The organism is Ectopseudomonas oleovorans (genome assembly GCF_029845265.1).
In the GTDB taxonomy this organism is placed as follows: domain Bacteria; phylum Pseudomonadota; class Gammaproteobacteria; order Pseudomonadales; family Pseudomonadaceae; genus Aquipseudomonas; species Aquipseudomonas oleovorans.
In genome coordinates this window covers 64,119-75,629 of the sequence record NZ_JAOCLK010000021.1, presented here as the reverse complement: position 1 = coordinate 75,629, position 11,511 = coordinate 64,119, and the positions used below count along the sequence as shown (strand labels likewise).

Sequence of the window (11,511 nt, the reverse complement as noted above, 5' to 3'; positions counted from 1 at the left end):
ATTTACGCTCGTGATTGAGGGCGTGCGTGATTCCTGTAGGAGCTGGCTTGCTAGCGATCCTGGGGCATTTGGCCGCACTGATCACCAGCAAGCTGGCTTCTACGAAAAGCGCATCGCTCGGATGCACTCCAGGCGACGTTCGCTGCCGCCGCTTCTATACCGTCTTGGCCATGCGGCTGGCCAGCAGGGCCCAACCCAGCAACAGGGCGCAGAGAATCGCCAGCGGCCAGATGCGCCATTGCAGATAAGGGGTGAGCCCCTGCATGGGCAGCACTTCGCCGTAGAGCACGCCTTGTTCGAACTGCGGCAAGCCGAACTGGATACGGCCCTGCGGGTCGATCACCACGGTCATGCCGTTGTTGGTGGCGCGGATCATCCAGCGTCCGGCCTCGAGCGCACGCATCTGCGCCATTTGCAGGTGTTGTAGCGGGCCGATGGAGGTGCCGAACCAGGCGTCATTGCTCACCGTCAGGAGTATCTCGCTGTCTGCGGCCAGTTCTGCGGCGAACTCTGGGTAGACCACTTCATAGCAGATGAATGGCGCGATGCGATGCCCCTTGGCCAGCAGCGGTGGCTGGTCACTCGGGCCGCGGGCGAAGTCGGACATCGGCAGGTCGAAGAAAGCGATCAGGCCGCGCAGCAGGTCTTGCAGGGGCACGTATTCACCAAACGGCACCAGCTTCTGCTTGAAGTAGGTGCCCTGGCCTTCGCCCAAACTGGTGATCGCATTGTAATAGCGAATCTCCCCGCGCTCGTTGGACTGCCGCACTGGTACGCCGGTGATCAGCGCACTGTTGCGGTCACGGGCGAAGCGATCCATCACGCCGATATAGCCTTGAGCCATGTCCTTGAGTACCGGGATCGCCGTTTCCGGCCAGACCAGTATGTCGACCTGCTTGGCGCTGAAGCTGAGGTCGCGGTATAGGGCGAGCTGAGCGTTGAGCTGGGCCGGGTCCCATTTCATGTTCTGCTCGACGTTGCCTTGCACGGCGGCGACCGTCAGGCTGTTGCCGGCGGCGTGGGTCCAGTTGTGGTCCTTCAGTGCCAGGCCTGCGAGCCAGGGGCTCAGCAGCAGGAGCAGGGCGCAGAGGTAGCGCGGTTTGTGCTTGCGCAATTGCTCCAGGTTGATGATCAGCGCGGCCGACAGGGCGATGACGAAGGACGACAGCCAGACCCCGCCAATTGGCACCAGGCCGGCCAGCGGTCCGTCGAGCTGGCTGTAGCCGGCGTAGAGCCAGGGGAAGCCGGTGAGGAACCAGCCGCGAAACACTTCCTGGGCGACCCATAGCGCGGCGAATGCCAGGGCGTCGGCCAGTGGCGCTTCGTTGCGGCGTATCCAGCGCGCCCAGAGGACGGCCATCAGGGCGAAGAGCAGACCCAGGCCGGCGACGAAACCCAGGGTGAGAAAGCCGGCCAGTGCCGGTGATGCCGCGCCATAGTCATGGATGCTGACATACACCCAACTGGTGCCGGCGGCGAACAGGCCGAAGCCGTAGCTCCAACCGCGCAGCGCTGCCTGGCCGGGGCGCAGATGGCGCAAACCGAAATAGAACAGGGCAATGGACAGCACGGCCAATGGCCAGAGATCGAACGGGGCGAGCGCCAGGGTGGTCAGGGCGCCTGCGCCGCAGGCAAGCAGGTGGCCGGGCCAGCCTGGACGAGTGATCCATTGCAGCATGGTTAGATCCTTGGAATCAGGGTGGCGCAAGGGTAGAGCGGAAATGGCGCAGGGGGAAGCGGCCGCCCTCGTTGGGCAAGGGCGGCTGAGACTCAGCGGCTAACCGGCGTCAGGCGCAGCAGATGGATGCGCCGGCTGTCGGCGTTGAGCACACGGAAGCGGAATTCGCCGATCTCAGTGACCTCGTTGCGCTTGGGCAGGTGGCCAAAGGCACTCATCACCAGACCACCGACGGTGTCGTACTCGTCGTCGGAGAACTCGCTGTCGAAGGTTTCGTTGAAGCTGTCGATGGGCGTTAGCGCCTTGATCAGGAAGTCGCCCGATGGCAGTGGCTTGATGTAGCCGTCTTCCTCGACGTCATGTTCGTCTTCGATGTCACCGACGATCTGCTCGAGCACGTCCTCGATGGTCACCAGGCCGGCGACGCCGCCGTATTCGTCGATCACCACAGCCATGTGGTTGTGGTTGGCGCGGAACTCACGCAGCAGCACATTCAGGCGCTTGGACTCGGGCACGAAGGTGGCCGGGCGCAGCAGGTCCTTGATGTTGAAGTTGGGTTGCTCACCCTGCAGGATCAGCGGCAGCAGATCCTTGACCAGAAGGATGCCGATGACGTCGTCGAGGCTTTCGCCGACTACCGGATAGCGCGAGTGCGCGGCGTCGATGATGGCGGGCAGGAATTCGCGGGGCGTCTGGCTGGCCTTGATGCTAATCACTTGCGAGCGCGGCACCATGATGTCGCGTACCTGCAGGTCGGCGACCTGAATGGCGCCTTCGACGATGGCCAGTGCTTCGCTGTCGAGCAGCTTGTTCTGGTGGGCTTCGCGCAGGACTTCCAGCAGTTCCTGGCGGTTTCTCGGCTCATGAGCAAAAGCCTGGGTCAGCTTGTTGAACCAGGACTTCTGCTCGTTGCTCGATCGGTCTTCGCTCATGGCGTTTTACTCGGGGTCCTTTTCATTAGGAAATTCGTCACCGGCATACGGGTCGGGATGACCCAATTCGGCGAGCAATTGTCGTTCCAGATCTTCCATCTCGAGGGCTTCGTCTTCCTCGATGTGGTCATAGCCCAGCAGGTGCAGGCAGCCGTGGATCACCAGGTGCGCCCAGTGCGCCTCCAGCGCCTTGCCTTGCTCGGCCGCTTCGCGCTCGACCACTGGCACGCAGATCACCAGGTCGCCGAGCAGCGGGATGTCGAGAATCCCATCGGGAATCTCGGCAGGGAAGGACAGGACGTTGGTGGCGTAGTCCTTGTGCCGCCAGGTGTGGTTCAGCTCGCGACCTTCGGCCTCGTCGACCAGGCGGATGGTCAGCTCCGAATCGGCCGTGCGTTGGCGCAGGGCCAGCTCGCACCAGCGGCGCAGTTGCGCCTCGTCCGGGTGCTGGCCGTCAGTGGCCAGTTGCAGGTCCAGTTCAAGCATCGTGACCGTCGCCCTTGCCGTTCAGGCGTGCGTCGTGGCGCTCGTAGGCTTCGACGATGCGCTGCACCAACGGGTGGCGCACCACGTCCTTGGGCTTGAAGTGGGTGAAGCTGATGCCGGGCACGTCACGCAGTACCTCGATGACGTGGGCCAGGCCGCTCTTGGTGCCACGCGGCAGGTCGACCTGGGTGATGTCTCCGGTGATCACGGCGGTGGAGCCGAAACCGATACGGGTGAGGAACATCTTCATCTGCTCGACGGTGGTGTTCTGACTTTCGTCGAGAATGATGAAGCTGTTGTTAAGCGTGCGGCCGCGCATGTAGGCCAGCGGCGCGATCTCGATCACCTGCTTCTCGATCAGCTTGGCCACGTATTCGAAACCGAGCATCTCGTAGAGCGCGTCGTACAACGGGCGCAGGTAAGGGTCGATCTTCTGTGCCAGGTCACCAGGCAGGAAGCCGAGCTTCTCACCGGCCTCGACTGCTGGGCGCACCAGCAGGATGCGCCGAACTTGCTCGCGCTCCAGCGCGTCCACCGCGCAGGCCACGGCCAGGTAGGTCTTGCCAGTACCGGCCGGGCCGATGCCGAAGTTGATGTCGTTGTCGAGGATCGCCTTGACGTAGCGCTGCTGATTGGCGCCGCGCGGTTTGATCACGCCCTTTTTGGTGCGCAACGTCACTTGCGGAAGGTTGCTGGGGTTGACCAGTTCCTCGATGCCGGACTCCTGCAGGTACAGGTGCACCAGGTCGGGCGACAGCTCGGTGGCTTTGGTTTCGCGGTACAGCTTGCGCAGCAGCTGCTCGGCGGCCTGGGTCTTGTCGGCGCTGCCAAGCATTTCGAACTGGTTGCCACGGTTGCGGATTTCCAGGCCGAGGCGCTCTTCGATCAGGCGCAGGTGCTCGTCGAACTGGCCGCAGAGGTTGGCGAAACGGCGGGCCTCGAAAGGTTCGAGGGTGAAACGATGAGGTTCTAGAGAGGCGTTCAAGGTGATGGAGTGATCGTCACTTGTCTGGGTATGAAAAGGCAGCATAACGCTGGTCGCCCACAACGCAAAGTGTGGACGACCGCTACGTTAGTGGAGGGTCTCGGTATCCAGCAGGGTGCCGCGCAGCGAGTGCGGCAGGGCGTCGTCGATGTGCACGTCGACGAACTGGCCGATCAGGCGCGGGTTATCGCAGCGGAAATTGACGATGCGGTTCTGCTCGGTGCGGCCCTGGAGCATGCCCGGGTCCTTCTTCGAGTAGTCGCTGACCAGGATGCGCTGCACCGTGCCGACCATGCGCCGGCTGTTCTCGAAGCCGTTCTGGTTGATGCGGTGCTGCAGCAGGGCCAAGCGCTGTTTCTTCACCTCGTCCGGGGTGTCGTCCACCAAGTCGGCTGCCGGGGTGCCGGGGCGCGAGCTGTAGATAAAGGAGAAGGAGAAGTCGAAGCCGACGTCCTCGATCAGCTTCATGGTCTGCTCGAAATCCTTCTCGGTCTCGCCGGGGAAACCGACGATGAAGTCCGAGCTGATCAGGATGTCCGGCACCGCTGCACGCAGTTTGCGGATGCGCGACTTGTATTCCAGCGCGGTGTGGTTGCGCTTCATCGCCGCGAGGATGCGGTCGGAGCCGGACTGCACCGGCAGGTGCAGGTATTTGACCAGCTGCGGAATCTCGGCGTGGGCCTGGATGATCGCGTCGGAGAACTCCAGCGGGTGGCTGGTGGTGTAGCGGATGCGCTCGACGCCATCGAGGGCAGCCACGGCATGCAGCAGTTCGGCGAAGTCGGCGATATGGCCATCCGGCGCTTCCCCGCGATAGCCGTTGACGTTCTGCCCGAGCAGGGTGATTTCCTTGACGCCCTTCTCGGTGAGGGAGGTGATTTCCATCAACACGTCGACCAGTGGGCGGCTGACTTCCTCGCCGCGGGTGTAGGGCACCACGCAGAAGGTGCAGTACTTGCTGCAACCTTCCATCACCGAGACGAAGGCGCTGGGGCCGTCGACGCGCGGCTCGGGCAGGCGGTCGAACTTCTCGATCTCGGGAAAGCTGATGTCCACCTGGGCGGTCTTGGTTACGCGCGCGGCGTCGATCATCTCCGGCAGGCGGTGCAGGGTCTGCGGGCCGAAGACCACGTCGACATAGGGCGCGCGATCGCGAATCGCCGCGCCTTCCTGGCTGGCCACGCAGCCGCCGACGCCGATCACCAGGTCCGGGTTGGCCTGCTTCAGCTCGCGCCAGCGGCCGAGTTGGGAGAACACCTTGTCCTGCGCCTTCTCGCGGATCGAGCAGGTATTGAGCAGGATCACGTCGGCGTCTTCGGGTTTTTCCGTGACCTCCAGGGCCTGATGCTCGCCCAGCAGGTCGACCATGCGCGAGCTGTCGTACTCGTTCATCTGGCAACCGTGGGTTTCGATATAGAGCTTCTTGGTCATGGCACTGTCTGAGGTGGTTAAAAAATGACCGCGCATTATAGGGGAGAGGTAGGCGGCAGGCTACAGGCTTCAGGCCATGGGCAAGCGCGTCGTCGCCTATCCCCGGATTGCATCCGGGCTACGTGTGCGGCGCTGTGCTATTCTGCGCGCCCCGTTTTTCCTGACTTCGAATCTCCATGAGCAAGCGTGATCCCATCTACAAGGTGATTTTTCTCAACCAGGGCCAGGTATACGAGATGTATGCCAAGCAGATCTTTCAAAGTGATCTGTGGGGCTTTCTGGAGGTTGAAGAGTTCGTCTTCGGCGAGCGCAGCCAACTGGTGGTCGACCCCAGCGAGGAGAAACTCAAGGCGCAGTTCGAGGGTGTGGTGCGCAGCTTCGTACCGATGCACGCGATCATCCGCATCGACGAGGTAGAGCGTCTGGGTACGGCGAAGATCAGCGAAGCCAAGGGCGGCGGCAACGTAATGCCGTTCCCCATGCCGATGCCGGACAAGTAAGCGGCTGCGCAGGAACGTTGGATGTAGGGTGGGCTTCAGCTAGGTAGGGTGGGCCGGGCGGCGTTCCGCTTCAGCCCACCAGCGGTATCGAGAGGCTACTTGGTGGGCTGAAGCCCACCCTACGGCGCCAAGGCCGCTTTAGGGCAGCGGCGCGAAAGGTGAACGACCTTCAGCTGTCTGCAGTTCGAGCAGGTAGCTACGGAATATCTGGCCCAGCACCTGGCTGGCGATTTCCAGTTCATCGCGACGCATCTGTGCTGATACCAGGTCGGCGCTGTCCATGGCTTCGTCCGAGCCATTGACCGATGCCATCTTCAATACGATGTAAGCCTGCACGTTGTTGGCCGGTACGCCTTCGCCACGGAAGAACATGGTGCCCAGGCGTAGCTGCGCTTCGGCGTGGCCCTGCAGCGAGGCGCGCTCGAACCAGGTCAGGGCCTGCTTGAAATCGCGTGGGGTACGTTTGCCGTCGTAGTAGTACTCACCCAATTCATAGGCGGCCTGCATGTTGCCGGCGCGCGCCATTTCCTGGCAGCTGGCCAGGGCATCGGGCATCTCTTCGGGGGAGGCGTTCAGCGCGCAACTGCCGCTGGCGGGGATCAACAGCGAATTGCCGCCTGCGAATGCAAACAGCGGGAGGAAAAGCAACAGGCAGCCCAGGGACAGGGTGCGGCCGGTGCGGTTCATCTGGATAACGGGACCTCGGCAGTTCAGGGCGGGTGACGTGCCCGGTCGGCGCAAAACGTGCCGACCGTCGCATTATGGAATAAACCGCGCGCTTGTTACAAAGGCTTTACCCGGTCTGTCGTTTCGCACTTCCCGGCAGGCTCAGCAGCAGCCAGGCCAGCAGCGGGTAAGCTGGCGTGAGCAGCACGTGGAACAGGTCGATGCGGCGCAGCGGCCCGATCACGCCTTCGGTGCCGACTGCCACACCGGCCAGCAGAAATAGGCCCACCACCACGGCCGCGACTACAGCAGGCGCGCGGCGCGGCCATTGGACTGCGCCGGCATAGAGAATCAGCACCAGCGTGGCCAGGTTCAGTGCCAGGCGGTAGTCCTCCATATAACCAAGCTGGCGGAACAGCTCGAAGAAGGCGCACAGGCCGAGCAGGATTCGGCCCCAGTTCGGTCGACTCCAGGCCCAGCCACGGCCCAGCGCCAGTGCTGCGGCACCGAGTAGCGGCAGGCCGAGAAAACTGCTGGCCTGCGAGAGCCACAGGTGCGCGGCCTGCCAGCTTGGGTCGAAGCCATAGCGAATCACGCCGACGCTGGCCGCCGCAGCTGGCAGCAGAAAACCGAGCAGGGCGCAGAACAGCGCCGGCTGATCGCCCTCGCCGTAGCGGCCGCGTGCCCGGCCGATCAGCCACACACAGGCAGCGCAGGCCAGGGCCAGCAACGCATCACTTAAGGCGGTGCTGTACTGCATCAGGCTTTTTTCAGCTCGGCGAAGGCGCGCTCGGCGGCCGCGAAGGTGATGTCCAGCTCCTTGTCGCCATGGGCGATGGAGGTGAAACCGGCTTCGAAGGCGCTCGGCGCCAGGTACACGCCGCCATCCAGCATCAGATGGAAGAAGCGGTTGAAGCGTGCGCTGTCGCTGGCCATCACGTCAGCGAAGGTGACGATGTCGTCCGCGCCACTGAAGTACAGGCCGAACATGGCGCCCGCCTGGGTGGTGACGAATGGAATGCCGGCAGCATCGGCGCGCTGCTGCAGGCCATCGAGCATGCGCGAGGTGTAGTCGGTCAGCTCACTGTGGAAGCCTGGACGGCTGATCAGCTTCAGCGTGGTCAGGCCGGCGGCCATGGCCAGCGGGTTACCCGACAGGGTGCCGGCCTGGTAGACCGGGCCGAGTGGGGCGATGCACTCCATGATCGCGCGCTTGCCGCCGAAGCAGCCCACCGGCATGCCGCCGCCGATGATCTTGCCGAAAGTGGTCAGGTCCGGGGTGACGCCGTAGTGCGCCTGTGCGCCGCCGAGGGCGACGCGGAAACCGGTCATCACCTCGTCGAAGATCAGCACCACGCCATGCTTGTCGCACTGCTCGCGCAGGCCTTCGAGGAAGCCCGGCGCCGGTGGTACGCAGTTCATGTTGCCAGCCACGGGCTCGACGATGATGCAGGCGACTTCCTGGCCAACCTGCGCCAGGCACTCGGCCACGGCATCGATGTCGTTGAACGGCAGGGTCAGGGTGTGCTTGGCGAAGGCCGCCGGCACGCCTGCGGAGTTCGGCACGCCCTGGGTCAGGGCGCCGGAGCCGGCCTTGACCAGCAGGCTGTCGGAGTGGCCGTGGTAGCAGCCCTCGAACTTGATGATGCTGTCGCGGCCGGTGTAACCACGGGCCAGGCGGATGGCACTCATGGTCGCCTCGGTACCGGAGCTGACCATGCGCACCATCTCCATCGACGGCACCAGGCCGCACACCAGCTCGGCCATTTCGGTTTCCAGGGCGGTCGGCGCGCCGTAGGACAGACCGTGTTCCAACTGACGACGTACCGAGTCGAGCACGTCCGGATGGCTATGGCCAAGGATCATCGGGCCCCAGGAACCGACGTAGTCGACGTAGCGCTTGTCGTCTTCGTCCACGACATAGGCGCCTTCGGCGTGCTTGAAGAACAGCGGCGTGCCGCCGACGCTGCGGAAGGCGCGCACCGGCGAGTTGACGCCGCCGGGGATGTGTTTCTGGGCGTTGGCGAAGAGGATTTCGGAACGGGACATGGCAGGTCTCTCTGGAAACGAATCAGTCGAACAGCGCGGCAAAGGCGCGGGCGCGGTCTTCCACCTCGGTGGCGGAGTCGGCAGCGAATAGGGCGTGGATCACGGCCACCATGCTGGCGCCACGGGCGATCAGGCCTGGCGCGGTGCCTAAGGTCACGCCGCCGATGGCGACGATGGGCTGGGCAAAGCGCGCGCGGGCCTGATCCAGCAGCTCCACGGTGGCAGCCGGAGCGCCGGGTTTGGTGTTGGAGTTGAAGAAGCGGCCGAAAGCGATATAGCTGGCGCCTTCGGCGACGGCGCGCTCGGCCAGCTCCAGCTGGGCGTGGCAGGTGCCGCCGATCACGGTTTCAGCGCCGAGGCGGGCGCGGGCGGTGGCCAGCGAGCCATCGGTCTGGCCCAGATGCAGGCCGACGCCCAGGCGGGTAGCCAGATCCAGATCGTCGTTGATGATCAGCGTGGCGCCGTGGCGTTGACACAGTTCGGTCAGTGCCTGGGCTTCATCGAAGCGGCGCACGGCATCGCCGGATTTATCGCGGTATTGCAGCAGACGCGCGCCACCGATCAGTGAGGCTTCGGCATAGGGCAGCAGCTTGCCGCCGGCCAGTAGCGGGGTGTCGGTGATGGCGTAAAGGCCGCGCAGCGCCGCAGTCATTGGGCGAAGTCCAGCGGCAGACGGCGCGGCACGTACTGGCCGTGGCCCGGTTGTTCGGCGTCGCGCAGGGTGCGCCAGGTGTAATCCAGCGCGCTCTTCACGGCACTCACCAGTTCCTCGCCCAGCGCCAGGCGACCGGCCAGGGTACTGGCCAGGGTGCAGCCCGAGCCGTGATAGCTACCCGGTAGGCGCGCGCAGGTGAAGGTGTGGCGGCTGCCGTCGCGGCTGTATAGGCGGTTGTGCACTTCGGCTTCGTCGCCGTGGCCGCCAGTGATCAGCAGGTGCTCGATGAAGGGCAGCAGTTTCTCGGCGCATTCGTCGGCGCTGCCTTCCGGCAGTTCGGCGAGGATGCGCGCTTCCGGCAGGTTCGGCGTGGCGATGGTGGACACGGCGAACAGACGCTCGCGCATGGCGTAGCCGACGTCGTCCTTGCCCAGCGAACCGCCACCACCGGCGCGCAGCACCGGGTCGCAGACCAGCGGCACGCCAGGCAACTGGCTCATCACCTCGAGCACGGTGTCGACCATGTCCACCGAGCCGAGCATGCCCAGCTTGACGGCGGCCACCGGCATATCGGCGATCACCGCGCGGGCCTGGGCCAGCACCCAGTCGCGGTCGAGCACACGGAAGTCGGAGACGTTGACGGTATCCTGCACGGTCAGGGCGGTCACCGTCGGTGCGGCGTGGCAGCCTTGGGCCAGCAGGGCTTCGATATCGGCCTGCAGACCAGCACCACCACTGGGGTCGTGACCGGACATGCAGAGCACTACGGGGCGGGAGTTTGGCGTTTTCATGGTGCGCGAGCTTATCACTAACGAGCCTGAAGTCGCTGCACGCCATGCCAGTTGCTAGCCTTTCTGATTCTCGTCTGTATTGGCATTAGCTGGTCTGGAAGTGGCATCATGCGCGCCCCTGCCGCCTTGCCCGAATGCCTCCAATGACGCTGCGTACTTGCCTGATCATGATGACCGCCCTGGCGGTGATCACCGATAACCTGATCATTCCTTTTTATCCGCAGTATTTCGCCGAGCGTTTCGACAATCCGCCGGAGCAGCATGTCGGCCTCTATCTGGCGGTTGTCAGCCTGGTGGTGATGTCGGTGTTCCCGCTCTGGGCGCGCCTGGCCAAGCGCGTGCACCCGGTGCGCATTCTGATCAGCGCGCAGCTGATGGCTGGCAGCCTGACCGCTGCTTGCTATTTCATCGACTCGCTGCCGCTGTTCTGGGTGGTGTCGCTGCTGATGGTGGTGTTCAAGGGCAGCTACCTGCTGATGTATCCCTACGTGATGAGCCTGCAGCAGCAGGACAACCACACCCAGACCATCGGCACGTTGTCGGTGGTGGTGCACTTCGGCGCCATTCTCGGTGCCGCGCTGGGCGGCCTGATCCTGCAGATCATGAACATTGGCGACGTGTTCCTGGTAATGGCTGCTGGCGACTTCATCCAGATGGCCATCTGCATGCACCTGGTGCGTGGCTACCTGCCGGCACCAGGCGAGCAGCCGGCAAGCGACGAGGCGCCGGTGAAGAACGAGTCGCGCAGCCTGCCGGCGATCTACCGCCTGTGCCTGGTGATGCTGTTGTTCTACTTCGTCGGTTACGTGACCCGGCCGTTCTTTGCCGTCTATTGGCAGCAGGTGGCGCACTGGAACAGCGAGATGGCGGCCGGTTTCGTCTATGCGCTGCCCGGCGCCGTGGCCGTGTTGGCGCTGTGGTGGGGGCGCCGAGCGACCCAGCAGGGCAACACCCGTGATGGCATTCTTGCCGGTCTGCTGCTGGGCGCGGTGGCCACTTTCATTCAGGGTTTCGGCGATCAGTGGCTGATCCTGCTCGGCCGAGTGCTGTTCGGTTGGGCGCTGTATCAGGTCACCGTGCGCCTGGATGCCCTGCTGTTCGAACTCAGTTCGCCTGAGCACTACGCGGTGGACTTCAGCAAGATCAACATCTTCCAGTGCCTGGGCAATATGGGCTCGGCCTACGGTGCGGGGCTGCTGGTCAGCCATTACGGCCAGGCCATGCCGTTCTGGATCGGTGCTGTCGGCTTGCTGCTGACTGCGGCACTGTTCCCGCTGCTGGTGCGAAAACCCAAGACTGTATGAGTCTTGAGTGGCGAATGATAATTTGATGCAGATG

The 11,511-nt window shown here is 63.9% G+C and carries 12 protein-coding genes; 2 read left to right on the top strand and 10 right to left on the bottom strand.

Translation table 11 applies throughout. The features are described 5' to 3' along the window. Positions 1 to 154: 154 nt before the first annotated feature. From lnt to miaB, 5 genes are all read right to left on the bottom strand, one after another. On the bottom strand, positions 155 to 1,678 hold the full coding sequence (lnt, locus tag N5J71_RS12745; RefSeq protein ID WP_074855335.1) for an apolipoprotein N-acyltransferase: 1,524 nt from the start codon (positions 1,676 to 1,678) through the stop codon (positions 155 to 157). A 92-nt stretch (positions 1,679 to 1,770) separates the two neighbouring features. Next, positions 1,771 to 2,610, bottom strand: a complete 840-nt coding sequence (locus tag N5J71_RS12740) for a CorC family transporter (protein WP_004424784.1) — start codon at positions 2,608 to 2,610, stop codon at positions 1,771 to 1,773. A gap of 6 nt (positions 2,611 to 2,616) precedes the next feature. Next, positions 2,617 to 3,096, bottom strand: a complete 480-nt coding sequence (ybeY, locus tag N5J71_RS12735) for an rRNA maturation RNase YbeY (RefSeq protein WP_279916968.1) — start codon at positions 3,094 to 3,096, stop codon at positions 2,617 to 2,619. Continuing rightward, complete coding sequence (locus N5J71_RS12730) at positions 3,089 to 4,081, bottom strand: PhoH family protein (protein ID WP_279916967.1); 993 nt, start codon at positions 4,079 to 4,081, stop codon at positions 3,089 to 3,091. The genes ybeY and N5J71_RS12730 overlap by 8 nt, the downstream gene beginning before the upstream one ends. Before the next feature lie 87 nt (positions 4,082 to 4,168). Next, entirely contained in the window at positions 4,169 to 5,512 is a 1,344-nt protein-coding gene (gene miaB, locus N5J71_RS12725; protein WP_279916966.1) for a tRNA (N6-isopentenyl adenosine(37)-C2)-methylthiotransferase MiaB, read from the bottom strand. Between the two features lie 176 nt (positions 5,513 to 5,688). Here miaB and N5J71_RS12720 point away from each other — a divergent pair, with 176 nt between their 5' ends. Further along, complete coding sequence (locus tag N5J71_RS12720; RefSeq protein WP_004424773.1) at positions 5,689 to 6,012, top strand: DUF1820 family protein; 324 nt, start codon at positions 5,689 to 5,691, stop codon at positions 6,010 to 6,012. Between the two features lie 138 nt (positions 6,013 to 6,150). On the opposite strand, the gene N5J71_RS12715 is transcribed toward N5J71_RS12720, so the two are convergent. From N5J71_RS12715 to N5J71_RS12695, 5 genes are all read right to left on the bottom strand, one after another. After that, complete coding sequence (locus N5J71_RS12715) at positions 6,151 to 6,699, bottom strand: tetratricopeptide repeat protein (protein WP_004424770.1); 549 nt, start codon at positions 6,697 to 6,699, stop codon at positions 6,151 to 6,153. Between the two features lie 106 nt (positions 6,700 to 6,805). Continuing rightward, positions 6,806 to 7,438 (bottom strand): DUF6962 family protein, encoded by a 633-nt coding sequence (locus N5J71_RS12710; RefSeq protein WP_279916965.1) that lies wholly within the window; start codon positions 7,436 to 7,438, stop codon positions 6,806 to 6,808. Further along, complete coding sequence (gene hemL, locus N5J71_RS12705) at positions 7,438 to 8,727, bottom strand: glutamate-1-semialdehyde 2,1-aminomutase (protein ID WP_279916964.1); 1,290 nt, start codon at positions 8,725 to 8,727, stop codon at positions 7,438 to 7,440. Before hemL ends, N5J71_RS12710 begins: the two co-directional genes overlap by 1 nt. A gap of 22 nt (positions 8,728 to 8,749) precedes the next feature. Then, the gene (gene thiE / locus N5J71_RS12700; protein ID WP_279916963.1) at positions 8,750 to 9,379 is read right to left on the bottom strand and encodes a thiamine phosphate synthase; all 630 of its coding nucleotides are present in this window, start codon (positions 9,377 to 9,379) and stop codon (positions 8,750 to 8,752) included. After that, positions 9,376 to 10,173: a hydroxymethylpyrimidine/phosphomethylpyrimidine kinase gene (locus tag N5J71_RS12695; protein ID WP_064494960.1), complete on the bottom strand. Its 798-nt coding sequence runs from the start codon at positions 10,171 to 10,173 to the stop codon at positions 9,376 to 9,378. Before N5J71_RS12695 ends, thiE begins: the two co-directional genes overlap by 4 nt. Positions 10,174 to 10,316: 143 nt before the next feature. Here N5J71_RS12695 and N5J71_RS12690 point away from each other — a divergent pair, with 143 nt between their 5' ends. Next, the gene (locus tag N5J71_RS12690; RefSeq protein WP_106733502.1) at positions 10,317 to 11,477 is read left to right on the top strand and encodes an MFS transporter; all 1,161 of its coding nucleotides are present in this window, start codon (positions 10,317 to 10,319) and stop codon (positions 11,475 to 11,477) included. Positions 11,478 to 11,511 lie beyond the last annotated feature (34 nt).